At 70.8% G+C, this 24,143-nt stretch carries 23 protein-coding genes and 2 tRNA genes; 21 read left to right on the plus strand and 4 right to left on the minus strand.

The window, feature by feature from the left end; all coding sequences use genetic code 11:
• From dnaA to msrA, 13 genes are all read left to right on the plus strand, one after another.
• Positions 1 to 909 (plus strand): chromosomal replication initiator protein DnaA (gene dnaA / locus ABD249_RS15360; protein ID WP_344344918.1); only part of this gene is annotated, 909 nt, incomplete at its 5' end.
• A gap of 900 nt (positions 910 to 1,809) precedes the next feature.
• Entirely contained in the window at positions 1,810 to 2,952 is a 1,143-nt protein-coding gene (gene dnaN / locus ABD249_RS15365; RefSeq protein ID WP_344344919.1) for a DNA polymerase III subunit beta, read from the plus strand.
• Between the two features lie 11 nt (positions 2,953 to 2,963).
• Entirely contained in the window at positions 2,964 to 3,851 is an 888-nt protein-coding gene (gene gnd, locus ABD249_RS15370; RefSeq protein WP_344344920.1) for a phosphogluconate dehydrogenase (NAD(+)-dependent, decarboxylating), read from the plus strand.
• 13 nt (positions 3,852 to 3,864) lie between these two features.
• A complete protein-coding gene (gene recF / locus ABD249_RS15375) occupies positions 3,865 to 4,974 on the plus strand; it encodes a DNA replication/repair protein RecF (protein WP_344344921.1) in 1,110 nt (369 codons plus the stop codon).
• On the plus strand, positions 4,971 to 5,468 hold the full coding sequence (locus ABD249_RS15380) for a DciA family protein (protein WP_344344922.1): 498 nt from the start codon (positions 4,971 to 4,973) through the stop codon (positions 5,466 to 5,468). The genes recF and ABD249_RS15380 overlap by 4 nt, the downstream gene beginning before the upstream one ends.
• Before the next feature lie 158 nt (positions 5,469 to 5,626).
• A complete protein-coding gene (gene gyrB / locus ABD249_RS15385) occupies positions 5,627 to 7,612 on the plus strand; it encodes a DNA topoisomerase (ATP-hydrolyzing) subunit B (RefSeq protein ID WP_344344923.1) in 1,986 nt (661 codons plus the stop codon).
• A 59-nt stretch (positions 7,613 to 7,671) separates the two neighbouring features.
• Entirely contained in the window at positions 7,672 to 10,311 is a 2,640-nt protein-coding gene (gene gyrA / locus ABD249_RS15390) for a DNA gyrase subunit A (protein ID WP_344344924.1), read from the plus strand.
• On the plus strand, positions 10,308 to 10,712 hold the full coding sequence (locus tag ABD249_RS15395; RefSeq protein WP_344344925.1) for a DUF3566 domain-containing protein: 405 nt from the start codon (positions 10,308 to 10,310) through the stop codon (positions 10,710 to 10,712). The genes gyrA and ABD249_RS15395 overlap by 4 nt, the downstream gene beginning before the upstream one ends.
• Before the next feature lie 66 nt (positions 10,713 to 10,778).
• Positions 10,779 to 10,855 (plus strand) — tRNA-Ile (locus tag ABD249_RS15400).
• Between the two features lie 11 nt (positions 10,856 to 10,866).
• Positions 10,867 to 10,939, plus strand: a tRNA-Ala gene (locus ABD249_RS15405).
• 140 nt (positions 10,940 to 11,079) lie between these two features.
• A complete protein-coding gene (gene folP / locus ABD249_RS15410) occupies positions 11,080 to 12,015 on the plus strand; it encodes a dihydropteroate synthase (RefSeq protein WP_344344926.1) in 936 nt (311 codons plus the stop codon).
• Positions 12,008 to 12,760, plus strand: a complete 753-nt coding sequence (locus ABD249_RS15415; RefSeq protein WP_344344927.1) for a dihydrofolate reductase family protein — start codon at positions 12,008 to 12,010, stop codon at positions 12,758 to 12,760. Before folP ends, ABD249_RS15415 begins: the two co-directional genes overlap by 8 nt.
• A 104-nt stretch (positions 12,761 to 12,864) precedes the next feature.
• Positions 12,865 to 13,410 (plus strand): peptide-methionine (S)-S-oxide reductase MsrA, encoded by a 546-nt coding sequence (gene msrA, locus ABD249_RS15420; protein ID WP_344344928.1) that lies wholly within the window; start codon positions 12,865 to 12,867, stop codon positions 13,408 to 13,410.
• A gap of 154 nt (positions 13,411 to 13,564) precedes the next feature.
• On the opposite strand, the gene ABD249_RS15425 is transcribed toward msrA, so the two are convergent.
• Positions 13,565 to 14,200 carry an LON peptidase substrate-binding domain-containing protein gene (locus ABD249_RS15425; RefSeq protein ID WP_344344929.1) on the minus strand — a complete coding sequence of 212 codons (636 nt, stop codon included), beginning with the start codon at positions 14,198 to 14,200 and terminating at the stop codon, positions 13,565 to 13,567.
• Positions 14,201 to 14,256: 56 nt separating this feature from the next.
• Here ABD249_RS15425 and ABD249_RS15430 point away from each other — a divergent pair, with 56 nt between their 5' ends.
• From ABD249_RS15430 to ABD249_RS15440, 3 genes are all read left to right on the plus strand, one after another.
• Positions 14,257 to 14,703, plus strand: a complete 447-nt coding sequence (locus ABD249_RS15430) for an NUDIX hydrolase (protein WP_344344930.1) — start codon at positions 14,257 to 14,259, stop codon at positions 14,701 to 14,703.
• 41 nt (positions 14,704 to 14,744) lie between these two features.
• Positions 14,745 to 16,085, plus strand: coding sequence for a threonine/serine exporter family protein (locus tag ABD249_RS15435; protein ID WP_344344931.1), 1,341 nt, complete (start codon positions 14,745 to 14,747; stop codon positions 16,083 to 16,085).
• Positions 16,086 to 16,204: 119 nt separating this feature from the next.
• Complete coding sequence (locus ABD249_RS15440; protein WP_344344932.1) at positions 16,205 to 18,109, plus strand: BCCT family transporter; 1,905 nt, start codon at positions 16,205 to 16,207, stop codon at positions 18,107 to 18,109.
• A 76-nt stretch (positions 18,110 to 18,185) separates the two neighbouring features.
• Here ABD249_RS15440 and ABD249_RS15445 read toward each other — a convergent pair whose 3' ends face one another.
• Positions 18,186 to 18,707, minus strand: a complete 522-nt coding sequence (locus ABD249_RS15445; RefSeq protein ID WP_344344933.1) for a hypothetical protein — start codon at positions 18,705 to 18,707, stop codon at positions 18,186 to 18,188.
• A gap of 130 nt (positions 18,708 to 18,837) precedes the next feature.
• On the opposite strand from ABD249_RS15445, the gene ABD249_RS15450 reads away from it, so the two are divergent.
• Both ABD249_RS15450 and ABD249_RS15455 read left to right on the plus strand, forming a co-directional pair.
• Positions 18,838 to 19,371, plus strand: coding sequence for a peptidylprolyl isomerase (locus ABD249_RS15450; RefSeq protein WP_344344934.1), 534 nt, complete (start codon positions 18,838 to 18,840; stop codon positions 19,369 to 19,371).
• A gap of 40 nt (positions 19,372 to 19,411) precedes the next feature.
• Positions 19,412 to 20,266, plus strand: coding sequence for a rhomboid family intramembrane serine protease (locus ABD249_RS15455; RefSeq protein ID WP_344344935.1), 855 nt, complete (start codon positions 19,412 to 19,414; stop codon positions 20,264 to 20,266).
• 191 nt (positions 20,267 to 20,457) lie between these two features.
• On the opposite strand, the gene ABD249_RS15460 is transcribed toward ABD249_RS15455, so the two are convergent.
• On the minus strand, positions 20,458 to 20,691 hold the full coding sequence (locus tag ABD249_RS15460) for a cell division protein CrgA (protein ID WP_344344936.1): 234 nt from the start codon (positions 20,689 to 20,691) through the stop codon (positions 20,458 to 20,460).
• A 41-nt stretch (positions 20,692 to 20,732) separates the two neighbouring features.
• Between ABD249_RS15460 and ABD249_RS15465 the strand changes: the two genes are divergently transcribed.
• Genes ABD249_RS15465 through ABD249_RS15475 form a run of 3 tightly spaced genes read left to right on the plus strand, consistent with a single transcriptional unit; the run spans position 20,733 to position 22,254 of the window.
• Positions 20,733 to 21,458 carry a class E sortase gene (locus tag ABD249_RS15465; protein WP_344344937.1) on the plus strand — a complete coding sequence of 242 codons (726 nt, stop codon included), beginning with the start codon at positions 20,733 to 20,735 and terminating at the stop codon, positions 21,456 to 21,458.
• On the plus strand, positions 21,458 to 21,616 hold the full coding sequence (locus tag ABD249_RS15470) for a hypothetical protein (RefSeq protein ID WP_344344938.1): 159 nt from the start codon (positions 21,458 to 21,460) through the stop codon (positions 21,614 to 21,616). Before ABD249_RS15465 ends, ABD249_RS15470 begins: the two co-directional genes overlap by 1 nt.
• Complete coding sequence (locus tag ABD249_RS15475; protein ID WP_344344939.1) at positions 21,613 to 22,254, plus strand: anthranilate synthase component II; 642 nt, start codon at positions 21,613 to 21,615, stop codon at positions 22,252 to 22,254. Before ABD249_RS15470 ends, ABD249_RS15475 begins: the two co-directional genes overlap by 4 nt.
• A 57-nt stretch (positions 22,255 to 22,311) precedes the next feature.
• Here the strand turns inward: ABD249_RS15475 and pknB are convergent, their stop codons facing one another.
• Positions 22,312 to 24,078 carry a Stk1 family PASTA domain-containing Ser/Thr kinase gene (gene pknB, locus ABD249_RS15480; RefSeq protein ID WP_344344940.1) on the minus strand — a complete coding sequence of 589 codons (1,767 nt, stop codon included), beginning with the start codon at positions 24,076 to 24,078 and terminating at the stop codon, positions 22,312 to 22,314.
• Positions 24,079 to 24,143: the final 65 nt, after the last annotated feature.

Genomic DNA, 24,143 nt, shown 5'->3' on the forward strand with positions numbered 1-24,143 from the left:
TACGGCGAGTCCGGCCTCGGCAAGACCCACCTGCTCCACGCCATCGGCCACTACGCCGAGAACATGTACCCGGGCATCCGCGTCCGCTACGTGTCGAGCGAGGAGTTCACGAACGACTTCATCAACTCGATCGCGAACAACCAGGGGCAGGCGTTCCAGGGTCGGTACCGCGAGGTCGACGTCCTCCTCATCGACGACATCCAGTTCCTGCAGGGCAAGGAGTCGACGCAGGAGGCGTTCTTCCACACCTTCAACACGCTGCACGACCACGACAAGCAGGTCGTCATCACCTCCGACGTCGCGCCGAAGCACCTCACGGGCTTCGAGGCGCGCATGGTGTCGCGGTTCGAGTGGGGCCTCATCACCGACGTCACGGCGCCCGACCTCGAGACGCGCATCGCGATCCTCCGCAAGAAGGCGCTCGCGGAGCGCATGGATGCGCCGGACGAGATCCTCGAGCAGATCGCCGAGCGGGTCACGACGAACATCCGCGAGCTCGAGGGCACGCTCATCCGCGTGACGGCGTTCGCGAGCCTCAATCGGCTCCCGGTCACGCTCGAGCTCGCGCAGACCGTGCTGAAGGATCTCTTCGCGGCGTCGAGCGAGGTCGCGATCGGGCCGAGCGACATCATCACGCACACCGCGGGCTACTTCCAGCTGACCGAGGAGGACCTCTACGGCTCCTCGCGGTCGCAGACGGTCGCGCTCGCCCGTCAGATCGCCATGTACCTCTGCCGCGAGATGACGAGCCTGTCGCTGCCCAAGATCGGGCAGCTGTTCGGCAACCGCGACCACACGACGGTCATGTACGCGAACAAGAAGATCGAGAAGCTCATGAAGGAGAAGCGCTCGGTCTACACGCAGGTCACCGAGCTGACCGCTCGCATCAAGCAGTCGCCCGCGCGCTGACGTGGCCCTTCGAGGCTCGCTGCGCTCGCACCTCAGGGAGCGGGTGGGGGAGCCCCCCGAGCAGCGCGCACCGGGAACGTCGCCCTTCGAGGCTCGCTGCGCTCGCACCTCAGGGAGCGGGTGAGCGAGCCACCCGACTACCGCGCATCGGGAACGTCTCCCTTCGAGGCTCGCTGCGCTCGCAGCTCAGGGAGCGGGTGAGCGAGCCACCCCCGACCACTACGCACCGGGAACGTCACCCGCGCGCTGTCGTGGCCCTTCGAGGCTCGCTGCGCTCGCACCTCAGGGAGCGGGTGGGCGAGCCGCCCACCCGCGCGCACCGGCGACGTCGCCGCGCGCTTCGACCGCCGGGACACGACACCCCGCGGCGCAGCCACCACACCGTCCACGCGCGATCACGCGGCGCAGCCACCACACCGTCCACGCGCGATCACGCGGCGCAACCACCACACCGTCCACGCGCGATCACGCGGCGCAACCACCACACCGTCCACGCGCGATCACGCGGCGCAGCCACCCCACCGCTCCCTGAGGTGCGAGCGCAGCGAGCCTCGAAGGGGACGGATCCGGCCTGTGGAATCGCAGTCGTCACGCCTGTGCGCCGCGCCGGGCTCCCTGTGCACAACGCGGCGCTGCCTGTGGAATGACATTCCTGTCATTCGATCGCGTTCGCACAGAGGGGCCGGATCCGCGCACAGGCGCTCCACAAGTCACACGTCTGTAGTTCCCAATGCACGACGAGGATCCGCCGAGAAGTGCACAGGTTCCACACGCGTTATGACCATTGACTGAGAGAGATGTCATCCAGGACCCGATGACCGTCGCTGCTCGGCTCGGCCTCCCCGCGGAACGGCCCGCTCGCTATGACACAATGACCGGGCTGGATCGAAGGAGTGCGCCGTGAGGTTCGTCATCCACAGGGATGTCTTCGCAGAGGCCGTGTCGTTCGCGGTGAAGCTGCTGCCGCAGCGCTCGACGCTGCCCATCCTCACGGGCGTGCGCATCGAGGCTGCCGGAGGCAAGGTCACGCTGTCGACGTTCGACTACGAGGTCTCCGCCACGACGTCGGTCGACGCCGACGTCGAGACGGACGGCACCGTGCTCGTCTCGGGTCGACTGCTGAGCGACATCGCCGGCCGTCTGCCGCAGCGCGAGATCGTCGTCGAGGAGTCCGAGGGCATCGTCCGCGTCACCTGCGGCTCGGCGAAGTTCACGCTGCTGAAGATGCCGATCGAGGAGTACCCGACGCTGCCCGAGGTCGCAGGTCGCACGGGCGTCGTCCCCGGCTCGGCGTTCGCCGAGGCCGTCTCGCAGGTGGCCGTCGCCGCATCGCGCGAGGACGTCACCCCCGTCATCACCGGCGTGCAGCTCGAGGCGTCGGAGACGACGCTCTCGCTCATCGCCACCGACCGCTACCGCGTCTCGGTCCGCAGCATCCCGTGGGATGCCGGCGACGACACCGAGGTGCTCACGGCCCTCGTGCCCGCGCGCACCATCTCCGAGGTCGGTCGCACGTTCGGCTCCGCGGCGCAGATCTCGGTGACGATGTCCGAGCCGGGCGAGCGACAGCAGATCGCCTTCTCCGCCGGCGACAAGACGGTCACGAGCCTCCTCATCAAGGGCAACTACCCGCCGGTGCGCAGGCTGTTCCCGGCGGAGACGCCGCACCACGCCGTGCTGAACACCGCCGAGCTCGTCGAGGCGACGCGTCGCGTGCAGCTCGTGCTCGAGCGCGAGGCCGCGCTGCGCTGCACGTTCGAGGACGGCCAGGTCACGCTCGAGGCGATCGGCTCCGAGCAGGCGCAGGCGCAGGAGTCCATCGACGCCGTGCTCACCGGCGAGGACATCGTGCTCTCCATCAAGCCGCAGTTCCTGCTCGACGGCCTCGGTGCGACGCACTCCGAGTTCGTGCGCGTCGCGTTCACGCGCTCCGAGTCGACGAACAAGCCCGGCCCCATGCTCATCACCGGCCAGACGTCGCGCGACGACGCCGGCGCCACCGACTTCCAGTACCTGCTGCAGCCGAACCTGCTGCTGCGCTGATCGGAGCCATCGTGACCCAGCTCGGCATCATCGGCCTCGGCAAGATGGGCGGCAACATGCGCGAGCGCGTGCGTGCCGCAGGCATCGAGGTGGTCGGCTACGACCGCAACCCCGACGTGACCGACGTCGCATCGGTCGAGGAGCTCGTCTCCTCGCTCGCCGCACCGCGCACGATCTGGGTCATGGTGCCCGCAGGCGAGATCACCTCGTCCGTCATCGCCGACCTCGCCGATCGCCTCGAGCCCGGCGACCTCGTCATCGACGGCGGCAACTCTCGCTTCACCGAGGACGCGCTGCACGCCGCGCTGCTCGCCGAGCGCGACGTCCGCTTCCTCGACGTCGGCGTCTCGGGCGGGGTGTGGGGCCTCGAGAACGGCTACGGCCTCATGGTCGGCGGCGATGCGGCCGACGTCGAGCGCACGATGCCCGTGTTCGACGCGCTGCGTCCCGAGGGCCCTCGCGAGGAGGGCTTCGTGCACGCGGGCGGCGTCGGCGCCGGCCACTACGTGAAGATGGTGCACAACGGCATCGAGTACGGCCTCATGCAGGCGTACGCCGAGGGCTTCGAGCTGCTCGAGAAGTCGCCGATCGTGTCGAACGTCCCCGGATCGTTCAAGGCGTGGCAGCGCGGCACGGTCATCCGCTCGTGGCTGCTCGACCTCATGGTGCGCGCGCTCGACGCCGACGACGACCTGTCCGACATCGAGGGCTACGTCGAGGACTCGGGCGAGGGCAGGTGGACGGTCGAGGAGGCCATCGCCAACGCCGTGCCGCTGCCGGTGATCTCGGCCGCGCTCTTCGCGCGCTTCGAGTCGCGCCAGGACGACAGCCCCGCGATGAAGGCCGTCGCGGCGCTGCGCAACCAGTTCGGCGGCCACGCGGTCAAGTCGTCGGAGTGATCGTGGCGGCGTCATGCACGTGAGCCGCCTCGAGCTGACCGACTTCCGCAACTACGAGCGCGCCGTCGTCGAGCTCGAGCCCGGTGTCACGCTGCTCATCGGCCGCAACGGACAGGGCAAGACGAACCTCGTCGAGGCGCTCGTCGTCGCCGCGACCGGGGCGAGCCACCGCGTCTCGCACGACGCGGCGCTCGTGCGCGCCGGCGTCGAGCAGGCCTTCATCCGCACGAGCCTCACGAACGGCGAGCGCACCATCGGCGTCGACCTGCAGATCCAGGCGAAGGGCTCGAATCGCGCGCAGGCCTCCGGGCATGCGGTGCGGATGAGCGAGCTGCCGCGCTACCTGCGCACGGTGCTGTTCAGCCCCGAGGACCTCGCGCTCGTGCGCGGCGACCCCGGTGGCAGGCGTCGGATGCTCGACCAGCTCATCGTGCAGCGCACCCCGCGCATGGCATCGACGATGAGCGATCTCGAGCGCGTGCTGCGGCAGCGGTCGAGCCTGCTGAAGTCGGCGAGGGCCTCGCGGCTGAAGCCAGACGACCTCACGACGCTCGACGTGTGGGACGAACGGCTCGTCGAGCTCGGCCTCTCGGTCGAGCGCGCTCGGCGGGCGCTCGTCGACGAGCTGCAGCCGCACGTCGCGGAGGCGTACCGCACGGTCGCGGGCGACGAGCACGTCACCGAGATCCGGCTCGTGAGCGAGGTGCCGGACGACGAGGTCGCGTACGCGGAGGCGCTGCGCGCTCGCCGACGCGACGAGCTCGATCGCGGCGTGAGCCTGCTCGGGCCGCACCGCGACGACCTCGACCTCGACCTCGGCGGGCTGCTCGCCCGGCACTATGCGAGCCACGGGGAGTCGTGGTCGTACGCGCTGTCGCTGCGGCTCGCCGCTGCGGAGCTCATCCGCCACGACGCCGCCGGCGATCCCGTCGTCATCCTCGACGACGTCTTCGCCGAGCTCGACGCCGGTCGCCGCGAGCGGCTCGCCGCGGCGGTGTCGACGTTCGAGCAGGTGCTCATCACCGCCGCGGTCGACGACGACGTGCCGGACGTGCTCGCCGGGCGACGCATCCGCATCGCCGCGGGCGCCGTCGTCGAGGACTCGGCGAGGGGCGCTGCATGAAGGATCTCGACGCGGACCGCGACGAGCCCGAGCGCGTGTGGATGCGCATCCGTGCTCGATTCGGCGATCCCGCCATCACGACGAAGGACGGTCGGCGACGCACGCGGCAGGCGGGCGGCTCCGAGCCCTTCACGTCCGGCCGCGACCCGCTCGGCCTCGGCGGCGCGCTCGATCGGCTCGTGAGCGAGGCGGGCTGGCAGGGCGAGATGGCGCAGGGCGGCGTGCTCGCCGAGTGGCCGCGCATCGTCGGCGCCGACATCGCCGACAAGACGACCCCCGACGGCATCGAGGACGGGCTGCTCGTCGTGCGCTGCCAGTCGACCGCGTGGGAGCAGCAGATGCGGCTCATGCGCGCTGAGATCACGACCCGCATCGTGCAGGCCTTCCCGGAGGCGGGCATCGTGGGCATCCGCTTCGTCGGTCCGCAGCAGCACTCCTTCCTGCGCGGCCCGCGCACGGTGCGCGGCCGTGGTCCGCGCGACACCTGGGGCTGAGGACGTCTCGATCGTCCTCGGCCGGCGCCTCGGTGCGCCCTGGGCGAGATCCGGCCCTCCGCGGCCTGCCGACCGCAGCGCACGCTAGAGAACAAGGTAGAATCGAGCAGTTGCGCGCGCGTGCGCGCGCGAGGCGATGCCGAGGGAGATCACGACGCATGACGGATGAGACGCGCGACGAGTACGGGGCCGATCAGATCCAGATCCTGGAGGGCCTGGAGGCGGTCAAGAAGCGTCCCGGCATGTACATCGGCTCGACGGGGCCGCGCGGACTGCACCACCTGGTCTACGAGATCGTCGACAACGCCGTCGACGAGGCGCTCGCCGGATACTGCGACACGATCGTCGTGACGATGCTCGCCGATGGCGGGCTGCGCGTCGTCGACGACGGCCGTGGCATCCCCGTCGACCCGCACTCGTCCGACCCGACGAAGTCGACCCTCGAGGTCGTGCTCACGGTGCTGCACGCGGGCGGCAAGTTCGGCGGCGGCGGCTACGCGGTCTCCGGTGGCCTCCACGGCGTCGGCTCGTCCGTCGTCAACGCGCTCTCCTCGGCGCTCGACGTCGAGATCCGCAGGCAGGGCTCCGTCTGGCGCCAGTCGTACGCCGACGGCGCGCCCCAGGGCCCGATCGTGCAGGGCGAGGACACCGACCAGACCGGCACCTCGATCACGTTCTGGCCGAGCGACGTCATCTTCGAGACGACCGAGTTCGACTACGACACCCTCGCGAAGCGCTTCCAGCAGACCGCGTTCCTCAACAAGGGCCTGCGCGTCACGATCATCGACGAGCGCGTCGACCACGGCGAGGAGGGCGACGACGGCTCGACCGGTCCCCGCGTCGAGGAGTTCTACTACGAGAACGGCCTGCGCGACTACGTCGAGCAGCTCAACCGCACGAAGAAGGTCGACCTCGTGCACGACGAGATCATCGACTTCGAGCTCGAGGACGTCGAGCGGCGCATGTCGGTCGAGATCGCGATGCAGTGGACGAACGGCTACCAGGAGGCCGTCTACACCTACGCGAACGTCATCAACACGCACGAGGGCGGCACGCACGAGGAGGGCTTCCGAGCGGCGCTCACGAGCCTCCTCAACCGCTACGCCCGCTCGACGAACCAGCTGCGCGACAAGGACGAGAACCTCACGGGCGAGGACGTCCGCGAGGGCCTCACCGCCATCGTCTCCGTCAAGCTCGGCGAGCCGCAGTTCGAGGGTCAGACGAAGACGAAGCTCGGCAACACCGAGGCGAAGTCGTTCGTGCAGAAGGTCGTCAACGACCAGCTCGGCGACTGGTTCGAGCGCAACCCCACGTCGGCGAAGGAGATCGTCCGCAAGGCGATCCAGGCCGCGACCGCCCGCCTCGCCGCCCGCAAGGCGCGCGAGCAGACGCGACGCAAGGGACTCCTCGAGTCGGGCGGCATGCCCGGCAAGCTCAAGGACTGCCAGTCGAAGGACCCGTCCGAGTGCGAGATCTTCCTCGTCGAGGGCAACTCGGCAGGCGGCTCGGCCGTGCAGGGCCGCGACCCCCGCACGCAGGCGATCCTGCCGCTGCGCGGCAAGGTGCTCAACGTCGAGAAGGCGCGCCTCGACCGTGCGCTGCAGAACATCGAGATCCAGTCGATGATCACGGCCTTCGGCGCCGGCCTCGGCGAGGACTTCGATCCCGCGAAGGTCCGGTACCACAAGATCGTGCTCATGGCCGATGCCGACGTCGACGGCCAGCACATCACCACGCTGCTGCTCACGCTGCTGTTCCGCTACATGCGGCCGCTCATCGACCAGGGCTGGGTCTACCTCGCCGCCCCGCCGCTCTACAAGATCAAGTGGACGCAGGGCGACCCCGACTACGCGTTCTCCGACCGCGAGCGCGACGAGCTCATCCGCATCGGCCGCGAGGCCGGCCGCAAGCTGCCCAAGGCGAACGACGGTGGGCTGCAGCGCTACAAGGGCCTCGGCGAGATGAACTACACCGAGCTGTGGGAGACCACGATGGATCCCGACACCCGGGTCCTCAAGCAGGTCACGCTCGAGGACGCCGCCGTCGCCGACACGGTCTTCTCCACCCTCATGGGCGAGGACGTCGAGTCGCGCCGCACCTTCATCCAGCGCAACGCGAAGGACGTGCGATTCCTGGACATCTAGGCGACCGCCTGCATGTCCTGCATCCACGCATCCGAACTCCTGAGAGCTGACATCCCACGATGACCGATACCACCACCAACGAGCCGAACCACGGCCGCATCGAGCAGGTCGACCTGCAGCTCGAGATGCAGCGGTCGTACCTCGACTACGCGATGAGCGTCATCATCGGGCGCGCGCTGCCCGAGGTGCGCGATGGGCTCAAGCCCGTCCACCGCCGCGTGCTCTACGCGATGTACGACGGCGGCTACCGCCCCGAGAAGGCGTTCTCGAAGTGCGCTCGCGTCGTCGGCGACGTCATGGGGCAGTACCACCCGCACGGCGACTCGCCGATCTACGACACCCTCGTGCGCCTCGTGCAGCCGTGGTCGATGCGCCACCCGCTCGCCCTCGGCCAGGGGAACTTCGGCTCGGCCGGCAACGACGAGGCAGCGGCGCCTCGATACACCGAGACGAAGATGTCGCCCATCGCCATGGAGATGGTGCGCGACATCGACGAGGACACCGTCGACTTCCAGGACAACTACGACGGCTCCACGCAGGAGCCCATCGTGCTGCCCGCGCGGTTCCCGAACCTGCTCGTCAACGGCTCCGTCGGCATCGCGGTCGGCATGGCGACGAACATCCCGCCGCACAACCTCCGCGAGGTCGCCGCCGGCGCCATCTGGCACCTCGAGCACCCCGAGGCGTCGCAGGAGGAGCTGCAGGATGCGCTCATCGCGCGCATCAAGGGCCCCGACTTCCCGACCGGCGCGCAGATCCTCGGCACGCGCGGCATCCAGGAGGCGTACCGCACCGGTCGCGGCTCCATCCGGATGCGCGCCGACGTCGCCGTCGAGGAGATCCACGGCCGCACGTCGCTCGTCGTCACGTCGCTGCCCTACCAGGTGAACCCCGACAACCTCGCGATCAAGATCGCCGACCTCGTCAAGGACGGCAAGATCGCGGGCATCGCCGACCTGAAGGACGAGACCTCGGGCCGCACCGGTCAGCGCCTCGTCATCACCCTCAAGCGCGACGCCGTCGCGAAGGTCGTGCTCAACAACCTCTACAAGCACACGCCGCTGCAGGACAACTTCTCGGCGAACATGCTCGCGATCGTCGACGGCGTGCCGCGCACGCTGCCGATCGACGGCTTCATCACGCACTGGGCGACGCACCAGGTCGAGGTCATCGTCCGTCGCACGCAGTACCGCCTGCGCAAGGCCGAGGAGCGCATGCACATCCTGCGCGGCTACCTCGCCGCGCTCGACGCCCTCGACGAGGTCATCGCCCTCATCCGCCGCTCGCCGAACGCCGAGGAGGCCCGCACGGGCCTCATGGAGCTGCTGTCGATCGACGAGGTGCAGGCCACCGCGATCCTCGAGCTGCAGCTGCGTCGCCTCGCGGCCCTCGAGCGCCAGCGCATCCAGGACGAGGCGACCGAGCTCGCCACGAAGATCGCCGACTACGAGGACATCCTCGGCGACGAGGCCAGGCAGCGCTCCATCATCGTCGACGAGCTCACCGAGATCGTCGACAAGCACGGCGACGACCGCCGCACGCACATCGTGCCCGGCGGCGACGGCGACGTGTCGATGGAGGACCTGATCCCCGAGGAGCAGATGGTCGTCTCGCTCACGCGCGGCGGGTACGTCAAGCGCACGCGGATCGACAACTACCGGGCGCAGCACCGCGGCGGCAAGGGCGTCCGCGGCGCGCAGCTGCGCGGCGAGGACCTCGTGCAGCACTTCGAGGTCACGTCGACGCACCACTGGCTGCTGTTCTTCACGAACCTCGGTCGCGTCTACCGTGCGAAGGCCTACGAGATCGTCGAGGCCGGCCGCGACGCCAAGGGCCTCCACGTCGCCAACCTGCTCGCGATGCAGCCCGACGAGACCGTGCAGCAGGTGCTCGCGGTGCGCGACTACCAGGCAGCCGAGTACCTCGTGCTCGCCACGCGCGACGGCCAGGTGAAGAAGACCCGTCTCGAGCTGTACGACACGAACCGCACCGGCGGCATCATCGCCGTCGACCTGCGCGACGGCGACGAGCTGGTCTCGGCGATGCTCGTCGACGAGTCCGACGACATCCTCGTCGTCTCGCGCGACGGCAAGGCCGCCCGCTTCCACGCCGCCAACGACACCCTGCGTCCCATGGGTCGCTCGACCGCCGGCGTGAAGGGCATCACCCTGCTCGAGGGCGACGCGGTGCTGAACGCCATGGTCGTGCGCGACGAGGGCTACGTGTTCGTCGCGACCGACAAGGGCTACGCGAAGAAGACGCACGTGAGCCAGTACCCGGCGAAGGGCCGCGGCACGCAGGGCGTCATGACCTACAAGCGCGGCGAGCACGATCGCGGTGCGCTCGCAGGCGCCATCATCGTCGGCGACACCGACGAGGTGCTCATGATCCGCGCGAGCGGCAAGGTCATCCGCTCCGCCGCGAGCGAGGTCACGCCCACGGGCCGAGGCGCGATGGGCGTGCAGTTCGCCTCCATCAGCGACGCCGACCCGATCCTCTCGATCACCCGCAACGCGGAGGAGCAGATCGAGGAGGCCGTCGAGGAGGTCGAGGAGGCCGGCGTGCCCGCCGCGTCGCTCGCCGCCGCCGGGATCATCTCCGAGGAGCAGACCGATGCGGCGTCGGATGACGATGCCACTATCGTGGACGGGTCCGACGACACGGACGCGCCCGAGGACGGCGACACGGAGGAAGCATGAGCATCGCGGAGCGACTGCAGGGCAAGGGCCCGCGACGGTCGGGCGGCAAGCAGGTGCGCCTGCGGCTCGTCTGGATCGACTTCTGGTCGGCGCTGAAGCTGTCGGCGATCGTCGGCGTCATCGCGGGCATCGTGCTCCTCGTCGCGACGTTCGTGCTGTGGTCGCTGCTGAACGTGCTCGGCCTCTTCGGCCGCATCGACGAGACGCTGGCCGACATCCTGGGCGACTCGTCGTTCACGGTCATGAGCTTCGTGTCGCTGCCGCAGGTGCTGCTGTTCACGGTCGTCGTCGCGTTGCTGAACTTCGTCGTCATCACGGTGCTCGGCGCCGTGTTCGCGACGCTGTACAACCTGTCGGTGCGCTTCACGGGCGGCCTGCTCGTGGGCTTCGCCAACCAGTAGCGGTCGTTCCTGCGTCGGCGTGCAGCAGCACGCCCGACGCATGGTAACGTTGTCGATCGTGTGCGCGGGGCTATAGCTCAGGCGGTTAGAGCGCTTCGCTGATAACGAAGAGGTCCATGGTTCGAGTCCATGTAGCCCCACCACGCACACCACTGGGGCCTTAGCTCAGTTGGTAGAGCGCCTGCTTTGCAAGCAGGATGTCGGGAGTTCGATTCTCCCAGGCTCCACCCCTCGACGCCCGTCCGCTGCCGGACGGGCGTCTTCGCGTTCGCGGCGCGCTCCACGTCCCGTGTCGATTGCGTGTTCGGCAGGATTGCCGCGAAGATCAGGACGTCGGCGACGCCAATGCCCCGGCCGAGGGGGACCCGTGTCCGCGAATGATCCAGCCGAGCCGTACGAGCCGCCGATCGCCCACCCGCTGCGCGCCATCGGCACGCACACGTTCGACTTCGGCCGACAGGTCGCCGTCATGGCGATCGTCAACCGCACGCCCGACTCGTTCTACGACCAGGGCCGCACGTTCGGGCTCGACGCCGCGGTGCTCGCCGCGGTCGCCGCCGTCGCAGCCGGCGCGGACTGGGTCGACATCGGCGGCGTGCCCTTCGCACCCGGCGAGGCGCTGCCCGTCGAGGACGAGCTCGAGCGGATCGTGCCCGTCGTGCGCGAGCTGCGTGCCGCCACCGACGTCGTGATCTCGGTCGACACGTTCCACGCCGCCGTCGCGGAGGCCGCGATCGCCGCCGGCGCCGACGTCGTGAACGACACGACGGCGCTCCACGACCCCGACCTCGCACGCGTCGTCGCCGAGTCGGACGCGACGCTCGTCATCACGCACTCGCTCGCGGCCCCCGCGGGCTCCGGCCCGCGCACGCAGTTCGCGACGCCGCAGTACGACGAGGTCGAGGTGGAGGTCGCCGCGCTGCTGCGCGAGCGCGTGGACCGCGCCGTCGCCGGCGGCGTGCGCGAGGACCGCATCGTGCTCGACCCGGGCTTCGACCTCAACAAGAACACCCTCGACACGCTGCGCCTCGCGCGCAGGCTGCCGGTCGTCGCCGACCTCGGGTTCCCGGTGCTCGCGGCGATGTCGAACAAGGACTTCATCGGCGAGGTGCTCGAGGCCGAGAAGCCGGACCGCGTCGACGGGTCGCTCGCCGCGGCGGTGTTCGCCGTCGTCCGCGGTGCGCGCATCGTGCGCGTGCACGAGGTGGCCCGCTCACGGGATGCCGTGCGCATGGCCGAGGCCCTCATGGGCTGGCGCGCGCCGGCGAACCCCGTCCACAACATGGGAGTGGCGAATGCCTGACGCACCCGGCCTCGACCGCATCCTGCCCACGCCCGCGACGGCGATCGACGACGACGACCTCGCCGCCGACCTCGCCGACGTCGCGGATCGATGGACGCGCCTGACGATGATCGCCTCGCTCGACGGCGCGACCGCGCACGACGGCGCATCCGGCGACCTCGGCGACGACGCCGACCGCCGCATGCTCGCGGCAGCGCGCCGCGTCGCCGACGTCGTGCTCGTCGGCGCGGGCACGGCGCGCTCCGAGGGCTACGAGGAGCTCGTCGTCGACGACGCCGCCGTCGCCTGGCGACGCGCGCGCGGCCTCGCCGACCATCCCGTGCTCGCGCTCGTCTCCGGCAGCCTCGACCTCGACCCCGCGCATCCCATGCTGCGCGACGCCCCTCGACGCCCCATCGTCCTGACGACCGACGCCGCGGCGGCCGCCGTCGACCCCGAGCTCGCCGCGGTGGCCGACGTCGTGGCGGCCGGCGGCGAGCACGTCGAGCCGCGGCGTGCGGTCGCGGCGCTGCACGAGCGCGGCCTCGCCCGCATCCAGTGCGAGGGCGGGCCGTCGTGGGCGTACGCCATGCTCGCCGCCGACCTCGTCGACGAGACCTGCCTCACGGTGGCATCCCGCATCGAGGGCGGCACGAGCGGACGTCTCGGCGCGGGCGACGAGACCATCGCCCACCCCATGCGCCTCGCCGCGCTGCTGCGCGCCGGCGACACGCTCGTCGTCCGCTCGACACGCGTGCGAACCTGAATCCCGGCATCCGGGACCATTTCCGGGTCCGAAGACGTTGACCATGACAGGCGCAGCGAACGCTGCACCGAAGCACCATCCGTGACCGCGAAGGAGCACCGCGCATGACCGACACCGGCAGCATCACCCAGCGCCCCGGCACCGAGACCGCCGTCCTGGCAGGCGGCTGCTTCTGGGGCATGGAGGATCTCATCCGCAAGCGTCCCGGCATCCTCGACACCCGCGTCGGCTACACCGGCGGCTCGAACGAGCACGCCACGTACCGCAACCACCCCGGCCATGCCGAGGCGATCGAGATCGTCTTCGACCCGGCGCGCACGAGCTACCGCGAGATCCTCGAGCTGTTCTTCCAGATCCACGACCCGTCGACGCTCAACAGGCAGGGCAACGACCTCGGCACGAGCTACCGCTCCGCGATCTTCCCGCTCTCGCCCGAGCAGGAGGCCGTGGCGCGCGACACGATCGCCGACGTCGACGCCTCGGGCCTGTGGCCAGGCAAGGTCGTCACGACGCTCGAGCCCGCCGGCCCCTTCTGGGAGGCCGAGCCCGAGCACCAGGACTACCTCGAGCGCATCCCCAACGGCTACACGTGCCACTTCGCACGGCCGAACTGGGTGCTGCCTCGTCGCGAGGCGAGCGCGACGGCGTAGCCCTTCGAGGCTCGCTCCGCTCGCACCTCAGGGAGCGGGGCGGAGCGCTTCGCTCGGACCTCAGGGAGCGGAGCGGAGCGCTTCGCTCGCACCTCAGGGAGCGGGTGGAGCGGTCGGCTCGTAGCTCTGGGAGCGGATGGAGCGGGCGGAGCGCTCAGTCGTCGTCGTCCTCTCGGGCATCGGACGCGCGGGCGACGAGCACCGGCTCCTCCTCGAGGCACAGGTCGATCACCGAGCGCAGCAGGCCGCCGGCGCTCGTCGCCTGGAGCAGCCGGTACTGGTCGTAGGCACCCAGCGGCGCCATCGCCGCGAGCTGCCAGGAGGACTCCACCGGATCCTCCGAGACTGCAGCGTTCGGATCCCACTGCGACTCCCCGAGCGTCGATGCCAGGGTCGCGACGCGGCGCACCACGCGCTCGGCCTCGCGGCGCACCGGCTCGAGGGCGTCGTCCCAGTCGAGCTCGGGGATGGGCGTCACGTCCGCGACGGGATGCGGGTCGTCGTCGCGCCAGCGGTCCACCGTCGCGCGCTCGCCGCCGACCGCCAGCACGTGCAGGTCCTCGGCGCCCACCTCGACCCGGACGATGCGCGCGAGCGTGCCGATCGAGGCCCGCTGGTCTCCACCGCCGGCCTCGTGGCCGCGCTCGATGAGCACGACGCCGAACACGGGATCCTCGGCGTCGAGCAGGCGGCCCATCATCGTGAGGTAGCGCGGCTCGAAGATCCGCAGCGCCAGCGGGGTGTGCGGGAGCAGGGGACTGCCGAGCGGGAACATCGGGACGGCGTCCATGCACCCAGTCAAGCAGGTGATCGATCGCGGGTGCGGGCCGCGGCTAGGGTGGTCGGATGCGCATCCGAGCCGCCGCCTACTGCGTCATCCGCAGAGGATCGGGCGACGCCGAGGAGGTGCTGCTCTCGCACTGGCGCGACGGCAGCCGTCACGGCTGGACGCTGCCCGGCGGCGGCATCGACCCCGGCGAGCATCCCGAGCGCGCGGCCGTGCGGGAGGTGCTCGAGGAGACGGGCTACCACGCGCGCCTCACGGGCCTGCTCGGCGTCGACTCCATCGTCATCCCCGCCTCCGACCGACTCCGGGGCGAGGGCGAGCCGCTGCACGGCATCCGCATCGTCTACGCCGCGGAGATCACCGGGGGCGAGCTGACGATCGAGGTCGACGGCTCGTCCGACGACGCCGGCTGGCACCGCATCTCCGCCGTCCCCGACCTGCGCCGCGTGAGCCTCGTCGACGTCGCCCTCGGCATGCTCGAGGGGTGGAGGCCCGCGACCGCATGAGGGCGCGTCGTCGCGGTCTCGTCGACCGCATCCTGGGAGTGGTGCGCGCCGACCCCGAGCTGCCGCACACCGAGATGCTCATGGTCGTCGACCGATCGATGGCGCTGCGCGTGCTCGACCTCGCCGTTCGCGTCGCCGAGGCGATGCTCACGGTCGGCGCCTCCGCGAACGACGTCACGCTCGCGTGCACGCGCATCGCGGCCGCGTACGGCGTGCGGCCGCTGCACGTGGACGTCACGTACAACTCGATCACGATCTCGTGGCAGCGCACGGTGGACCGCGAGCCCACGACCCTGCTGCGCGTCGTACGCGCCCCCGCGCCCGACCACGCGAAGCTGCAGCGCCTGCAGGCGATCGTCGTCGACATCGAGGCCGGCCTCGACCTCGACGCCGCCATCGCCGCGTTCGACGCCGCGCGCCGCCGCGCCTTCACGTACCGGCCGCCGGTCGTCGTGGCCGCGCAGGGCGTCGTCACGGTCGGCGTGTGCATCTTCATGGGCGCGAGCTGGCTGCTCACGGTCGTCGCGTTCGTCGCCGCGGTGCTCGCGGCGATCACGCAGCGCGGCCTCGCTCGCATGCGCATCCCGTTCTTCTTCTCGCAGGTGCTCGGCGCGCTCGTCGTCACGGCCGCCGCGGCTGCGACGGCGGCGGCGGGGGAGCTGGGCCTCGAGCCCTTCGTCGACATGCGGCCATCGCTCATCGTCGCCGCCGCGATCGTGCTCATGCTCTCGGGCATGTCGGTCGTCGCCGCGGCGCAGGATGCGATCGACGGGTTCAGCCTCACGGCGCAGGGTCGCGTGATGGAGATCGCGCTGCTCACGGTCGGCGTCGCCGCCGGCGTGCTCGGCGGCCTGCACCTCGCATCGATGGCGGGCTTCTCGGTGCCCGTCGCGACGGCGTTCCCGCTCGGCTCCGTCGGGCAGCAGGTCGTCGGCTCCGTCCTCATCGCCGTCGCCGTCGCGACGGTCTTCGGGTCGAGCCTGCGCACGATCCTGCTGAGCGCCGCGCTCGGCGCGCTCGCCTGGGCGGGCTGGTCGGCGGGCATCGCCCTCGGCCTCGGACCGCCCGTGTCGAGCGCGATCGGCGCCCTCGTCACGAGCTTCGCCGGCATCCTCGTCGCCCACCGCCTGCACGTGCCCTCGATCGCCGTGACGACGGCGGCCATCGTGCCCCTCGTGCCCGGCTACGCGGTCTTCAGCGGCCTGCTCGCGCTCGTCGACGCCGACTCCACCGCGGGCCTCGTCGCGGGCGTCGTGCAGCTCGCCGGCGCCGCGGCGATCGGCCTCGCGCTCGCCGCGGGCGCCTCGCTCGGCCTGCTGCTGGGTGCTCCAGTGCGCGACACCGTCGAGTCGGTCGTGCGCGGCCGCGCCCGCCTGCGCTGACGTGTCTCGGCAGGCCCTCAGGGCCCACCCGGCGGGAGGCTTGCTACCGTAGGAAGGTTGGCCGCTGGTCGGTCGACGCACGGAAGAGCATACGAAGCCGACGGGGACAGCACACCGACATGACACGAGACACGCACGCAGACGCGCACGACGCGTCGATCACCGCAGCATCGCCCGGAGCGGCAGCCGCCCCTCCGCACCCGGCCCTCGAGCCCGTGAAGCGCAAGAACCCGAACGCCACGGCGGCCCCGCTCGACAAGGTGGTCTTCGTGATCGCCGCGGCCGTCGCGCTCGGGTTCGTCGTCTGGGGCACCCTCGCCACCGGATCGCTCACGACCGCCGCGCAGACCGGCTTCGACTGGGTCATCCACGGCACGGGCTGGCTCTTCGCCCTCGCAGGCACGGCCTTCGTCGTGTTCGTCATCTGGATCGCCGCGAGCCGCTTCGGCACCATCACGCTCGGCGACGACGACGCGAAGCCCGAGTTCTCGACGATCTCATGGATCGCGATGATGTTCTCGGCGGGCATGGGCATCGGCCTCGTCTTCTACGGCGTCACCGAGCCCGTCAGCCACCTCGTGACGCCCCCGCCGGGCACCGAGGGCGGCGACCAGGCCGAGGCCGTGCGCACCGCCATGGCCACGACGATGTTCCACTGGTCGCTGCACCCGTGGGCGATCTACGCCGTCGTCGGGCTCGCGCTCGCGTACGGCGTCTTCCGCAAGCGCCGCTCGCTGCTCATCTCCTCCGCCTTCACGTCCCTGCTGGGCAAGAAGCGCGTCGAGGGTCCGATCGGCAAGGCGATCGACATCTTCGCGATCTTCGCGACGCTCTTCGGCTCGGCCACGTCCCTCGGCCTCGGCGCCCTGCAGATCGGCACGGGCCTCGAGATCGTCGCGGGCATCGGCCCGGTCGGCAACGGCGTGCTCGTCGCCATCATCGCCGTGCTCACGATCCTCTTCGTGCTCTCGGCCGTCTCGGGCGTCGCGCGCGGCATCAAGTGGCTGTCGAACATCAACATGGTGCTCGCAGCCGTGCTCGCCCTCTTCGTCTTCGTCGTCGGCCCGACCGTGTTCATCCTGAACCTGCTGCCGACGACCATCGCGGGCTACGCCGAGCAGATCGCCATGATGGCCGGTCGCACCGAGGCCGCAGGCGGCGCGGCCTTCGCCGACTGGCTCGGCGGCTGGACGATCTTCTACTGGGCGTGGTGGGTCAGCTGGACCCCGTTCGTCGGCATGTTCATCGCGCGCATCTCGCGCGGCCGCACCATCCGCCAGTTCGTCGTCGGCGTGCTCATCGCCCCGTCGCTCGTGTCGCTCGTGTGGTTCGCGATCTTCGGCGGGCTCGGCATCCAGCAGACGATCGATGGCGTCGACCTGCTCGGTGCCGGCGGCCAGGAGGCGACGCTGTTCACCGCGCTCGCGGAGCTGCCGCTCGGACAGGTCACCTCGATCCTCGTCATGGTGCTCGTCGCGATCTTCTTCATCTCCGGGGCGGACGCCGCATCGATCGTCATGGGCACGCTGTCGCACCGCGGCTCGCTGAACCCGTCGCGCTGGACGGTCGTGTTCTGGGGCGTCGCGACGGGTGCGGCAGCCGCCGTCATGCTGTCGATCGGCGGCGAGGACGCGCTGAGCGGCCTGCAGCAGGTCACGATCATCGCCGCGCTGCCGTTCATCGTCATCATGATCGGCCTGTGCGTCGCGCTCACCCGCGACCTCAGCCAGGACCCGGTCGTCGTGCGGAGGCAGTACGCCATCGCAGCCGTCGAGCAGGCGGTCGTCTCGGGCGTCACCTCGCACGGCGACGACTTCCAGCTCACGGTCGAGCAGACCGAGCCCGGCGAGGGCGTCGGCGAGCTCGTGACGACGGCGGAGCCGGATCTCGACCCCGCCGACGACGCGGCGCTCGAGATCGAGGAGCGCCGAGCGCTCGACGCGCAGGAGCGCGCCGACGCGGAGGCCGCCGCCGATGCGGACGACGCCGACGCCACCGCGCGGGAGGGGTCGGCCACCCGCTGACCTCCCCGTGCACGACGAAGGCCCCCACCGCGAGGTGGGGGCCTTCGTCACGTCCGCCTCGAGGGCGGCGCGTGCGTCAGTTGCTGGAGTCGGACTCGTCGGAGTCCGGGATCCACAGGTCGTCGTCGGCGCGCAGCGTCTGCCATGCGGCGTACGCGGCACCGGCCACGGCGACCGTGCCCACGCCGATGAGGACCCACTGGAGGGCGCTGGGGCCGCTCTTCTTGGCGGGCTTCACCTCGGGCAGGCGCAGGCGCTGCACGTTGGCGATGGCGTCCTTGACGCGCTGGTCCTTGGCGATCTGCGCGTAGGCGGCGAACGAGCCGAGGCCCGTGGCGACGCTCGGCAGCACCTTGTCGTTCCAGCCGTGCGTGACGCCGGAGACCGCGTCGCGGCCCTTGCTCACGCCACGCTGGGCGACGCGACGTGCCTCGGGCACGAGCGTCTCGTTGCCGTAGGCCTTCGCCTGGTCGGCGGCCTGCGTCGCCAGGAGGCTCGCACGCTCCCCGACGTCGCGCTGCACGGACCACAGCTTCTCGGCCTGCTTGCGGAGCTTCTTGATCTCCTTCTCGCGCTTGCGAGTGAGCGTCAGCGACATGAGTACCTCCCGGGTCGTGTCTGCTCAGCATCCTGGCATGCTCTGCTGACCGGCGCATGTGGGAGGTGCATGGGTTTCGCTGTGGTCGAACGGATGCTAGAGCCGCCGGGGCGCGTGCGAGGATCGAGGCATGGCGCTCCACACTGCAGTCGCGACGGTCTCCACGACCCTCGGCGACATCAAGGTCAACCTGCTCGGCAACCACGCACCCAAGACGGTGGACAACTTCGTCGGCCTCGCGACCGGCGCGAAGGAGTGGAAGCACCCGGGCACGGGCGAGACCCAGTCCACGCCGCTCTACGACGGCACGATCTTCCACCGCATCATCCCCGAGTTCATGATCCAGGGCGGTGACCCGCTCGGTCAGGGCATCGGCGGACCCGGCTACCAGTTCGACGACGAGATCCACCCGGAGCTCACGTTCGACGCTCCGTACGTGCTCGCCATGGCGAACGCCGGCATCCAGGGCGGCCGCGGCACGAACGGCTCGCAGTTCTTCATCACGACCGTGCCCACCCCGTGGCTCCGCGGCAAGCACACCATCTTCGGCCTCGTCGAGGACGAGGAGAGCAAGAAGGTCGTCGACGCCATCCAGGCCGTCGACACCGACGGTCGGGACAAGCCGCTCCAGGACGTCTCGATCACGGGCGTCACCGTCGCGTGACGCACCACCAGCCCTGCCTCGGCGCCGGGATGCGATCGGCATGACCGACGCACCCGGCGCCGAGGCGTGCTACCGGCATCCAGGCCGCGCGAGCTGGACGCTGTGCCAGCGGTGCGGTCGCACCATCTGCGGCCAGTGCCAGATCCAGGCGCCCGTGGGCGTGCAGTGCCCCGAGTGCGTGCGCGAGGGCAGCGTCTCCTCCATGGCGGCGCACCGCGAGCAGCGCAGGCTCTCGTACGGCGGTCCCGTGAAGCGCACCCTCACGCGGTGGCTCGGGCTGCCCGCGCCGGTCACGATCGCGATCGTCGCCGTCACGGCCGTCGTCGGCCTCGTGCAGCTCTTCACGGGCGGCCTGCTGCAGCAGTGGCTCGGCTTCTACGCCCCCGTCGCCGTCGTGCAGCCGTGGCGCTTCGTCACGGCGGCCCTCGTCCACGCGAGCATCCTGCACTTCCTGTTCAACATGCTCGTGCTGTACATGGTGGGTCCGAACATCGAGCGCCGCATCGGCGGGCTCCCGTTCCTCGCCGTGTACCTCGTCACGGCGGCCGCCGGCAGCATCGCGGTGTCGTTCCTGTCGCCCGGCACGCTCGTCGTCGGTGCGAGCGGCGCCATCTTCGGACTGTTCGGCGTCTACATCGGCCTGCAGCGCATGCTCGGCGGTCGGTTCGACCCGCAGATCCTCATCATCGTCGGCATCAACCTCGTCATCGGCTTCGTGCTGGCGGGGGTGTCGTGGCAGGCCCACGTCGGCGGGCTGCTCGCCGGCCTCGCACTGGGCTTCTGGATGGGCTCGAACCTGCGCGGCCGCGAGACGAGGCGCGCGACGTGGCTGCCGATCGGCGTCGTCGCCGGTGCCGTGCTGCTCGCATGCCTCCTGGTGGTCGTCGCCTTCTGACGCCTCGAGCACCGTCGACGAGGGCATCGTCGACGGTGCTCGTCGTCGACTTCTCCACAGGGTTGTCCACACCTGTGCACAACTGACAGCGGTGTGATTCGAATCGTTCGAACGCCGCCTATGCACCCCGGATGTGCAGCAGGCCCGCACCGACACGGTGCGGGCCTGCCGTCGAGGCGGGTGGGGCTGGGCTACTTCCAGCGCGTCGTCATGAGGAAGCCGACGAACATGATGCCGAAGCCGATCGCGATGTTCCACGGTCCGATCGTCGCGATGGGGAGCGTCGACCCGGAGATGTAGAAGACGATGACCCACAGCAGGCCGACGATGATGAAGCCGAGCATGACCGGCACGTACCACGACGGGTTGCGGGACTCCTCCTGGTCGCGCGCTGCGCGCGAGCGGGCGATGCTGTTCCTGGCCATGGTCCGCGAGTCTACCTCAGCCGCAGGCGTAGGATGCTCGGGTGCCGTCGACTCCCCGCCCTCGCCGTCGCACGACCGTCGGAGGCGTGCTCGGCGAGCTCCTCGTGACCGTCGGCGTGCTCGTGCTCGGCTTCGTCGGCTGGCAGGTGTGGCTGAGCGACGACATCCTCGGCAGCCAGCAGCAGGCCGCGGCCGAGACGTTCGCGCAGTCGCTGTCCGGCGAGGCCCCCGCGGGCGAGCCCGCCGCCGAGCTGCGCACCGACGAGCCGCCCGTCTCGGCGGCGCCCGGCGACCGCGAGGCGTTCGCCGTCGTCTACATCCCCCGCTTCGGCGACTTCCAGCGCGTCGTCGGCCAGGGCACGAGCCGGTTCGTGCTCGACTCCCTCGACCTGGGCCTCGCCCACTACGACACGTCGGCGATGCCGGGCGAGACGGGCAACTTCGCCATCGCCGGGCACCGCAACGGGCAGGGCGGGCCGTTCACGCGACTCGACGAGCTCGTCGTCGGCGACCGCATCTACGTGCAGACCTCCGGCGTCTGGTACGTCTACGAGTACCGGGACAGCGAGTACGTCGAGCCGACGCAGGTCGACGTCGTCGCCCCCGTGCCGAACCAGCCGGGCGTCGCGCCGACCGACCGCATCATGACGATGACGACGTGCCACCCCGAGTGGTCGGCCGCCACGCGACTCATCACGTACTCCGTCTTCGTCGGCTGGTCCGAGACCATGCCCGCCGAGCTCGCGGCGATCCAGGGAGGTGCCTGATGTACGGAGCGCTCTGGAGGGTGCTGCCCGGACCGTGGCCCGTGCGGCTGCTCATCGTCCTCGCGCTGCTCGCCGGCGTCGCATACGCGCTGATCTTCCACGCGTACCCGTGGGTCATGCAGACGTTCTTCCCGACGCCGGACGCGACCGTCGAATGACGCGCATCCTCGTCGTCGACAACTTCGACAGCTTCGTCTACACCCTCGCCGGCTACCTCTCCGAGCTCGGCGCCGACGTCGAGGTCGTGCGCAACGACGTCGTCGACCCGGCGACGATCGTCGAGTGGGATGCCGTGCTCCTGTCTCCCGGTCCCGGCACGCCTGCCGACGCCGGTGCGTCGATCCCCATCGTCCACGCCGCGATCGAGCACGACGTGCCGCTGCTGGGCGTGTGCCTCGGCCACCAGGCGATCGCGGAGGCGCTCGGCGGCGTCGTGACGCACGCCGAGCAGCTCATGCACGGCAAGACGTCGCAGGTCGTCCACGACGGCGCCGACGTCTTCGCGGGCGTGCCCTCGCCCTTCACCGCGACGCGGTACCACTCGCTCGCGGTCGTCGACGGCACGGTGCCCGACGCCCTCGTCGTGACGGCGCGCACCGAGCAGGACGACGAGCGCGGCGTCATCATGGCGCTCGAGCACCGCGACAGCCCCGTGTGGGGCGTGCAGTTCCATCCGGAGTCGGTGCTGACCGAGGGCGGCTACCGCATGCTCGGCAACTGGCTCGAGCGCGCCGGGCTCGCGGGCGCCGCCGACGCCGCGGCGTCGAAGACGCCGCTCGTCACCTTCGGCGACTGACGCGCGCGCTCGGGCGGCAGGCCGCGCGCTCGCACGACGGTGGCCCGTCGTGGCGGCTCAGCCGCCGTCGCCGTCCTCGGGCGGGGTCGTGGGCTGCGCCTCCGTCGGAGGCGTCGAGGGCGGCGTCGTCGGCTGTGCCTGCCCGTTGCAGTACGTGAGCGTGATGGTGCCGCCCTGCGGGTGCGAGCCGGGTGCGAGGTCCTGCTGGATGACGCGGCCGCCCTGGCAGCTCGTCACGAACAGCTGCCGCACCTGGTAGCCCACCTCGGGCGCCTGCAGCGTCGCGATCGCCTGCGAGATGCTCTGGTTCACGACGTCGGGGATCGTGACCTGGCCGCTCGAGACGATGAGCCCGATCTCGTCGCCCTGCGACACGTTGGTGCCGGCGGTGGGGTCGGAGCCCAGGACGGTGCCCTCGGGGAGCGTCGGGTGGTCCTGCGACGTGACGGCGTCGCGCACGACGAGGCCGTCGCCCTCGAGCGTCGCGGTCGCCTGCGCGACGGTGTTGCCGAGCACGTTCACGAGCGGGAACGGAGGCGGACCGCTCGAGACGTAGAGCGTCACCGAGGTGCCGGGGGACACGGTCGTGCCCTCGGGCGGGTCGGTGCGCAGCACCGTGCCCGCGTCGGCCTCGTCGACGGCGGGCCGCACGTTCGGCGACAGGTCGGCCTCCTGGAGGGCCGTCGTCGCCTCGTCCTGCGACAGCCCGGTCACGGTGGGCACCGTCGCCGACAGGCCGGCGATGGGCAGGTTCGGACCCTGGCTCGCGGCCCAGAACACGATGGCGACGACGAGGACGCCGATGAGCGCCACGCCGCCCCACAGCCATGCCACGGGCGGACGCGACTGCGGCGCGGGCCGGTAGTCGTCGACCTCGAGCACCTGGAACATCGTCGTCGCGGGGCCGCCCTGCACGCCCGTCGTGAAGATCGCCGGCTCGTCGTCCTCGACGTCGACGACCTCGCCGGCGAGCGCCGCCTCGAGCGCGTCCCGGAACTCGTCGGCCGACTGGAACCGCTCCTCCTTGCGCTTCGTGAGCGCCTTGAGGACGACGGAGTCCATCGCGGGGGAGATGCCCGGACGCAGCGTCGACGGCGCGACCGGCGGCTCGGAGACGTGCTGGTAGGCGACCGCGACCGCGGTGTCGCCGCGGAAGGGCGGGCGACCCGTGAGCATCTCGAACAGCATGACGCCCGTCGAGTACAGGTCGGTGCGGCCGTCGACGACCTCGCCACGCGCCTGCTCGGGGGAGAAGTACTGCGCGGTGCCGAGGATCGTGCCCGTCTGCGCGACCGACGTCGAGGTCTCGCTCACGGCGCGGGCGATGCCGAAGTCCATGACCTTGACCTGCCCGCCGGGCGTGACCATGACGTTGCCGGGCTTCATGTCGCGGTGGACGATGCCCGCGCGATGCGAGTAGTCGAGGGCCGTGAGCATGCCCTTCGTGATGCGCGCCGCCTCGGACTCGGACAGCGGCCCGTCGGCGATCGTGTCCTTGACCATGCGGCCGTCGACGTACTCCATGACGATGTACGGCACGGAGACGGTGCGGCCGTGGCCGTCCTTCGTCACCTGCTCGCCCGCGTCGAACACGCGCACGACCGTCGGGTGCGACATCCGCGCCGCCGACTGCGCCTCCTGCCGGAAGCGGACGCGGAAGTCGTCGTCCTCGCCGAGCTCGGGCTTCAGCAGCTTGATGGCGACGAGACGATCGAGGCGGCGATCGCGACCGCGGTGCACCTCGGCCATGCCACCGCGACCGATGAGCTCGCCGATCTCGTACCGGTCTCCGAGCACGTCGAGCGAGGCGATGACATCGCTCATGCGCACCCCCTCCCGGACCGCACGAGTCTAGCGGCCCGGAGGGGGTGCGGACCTGTGCCGCAGGT

Origin of the sequence: Agrococcus versicolor, from assembly GCF_039531815.1 — a bacterium.
In the GTDB taxonomy this organism is placed as follows: domain Bacteria; phylum Actinomycetota; class Actinomycetes; order Actinomycetales; family Microbacteriaceae; genus Agrococcus; species Agrococcus versicolor.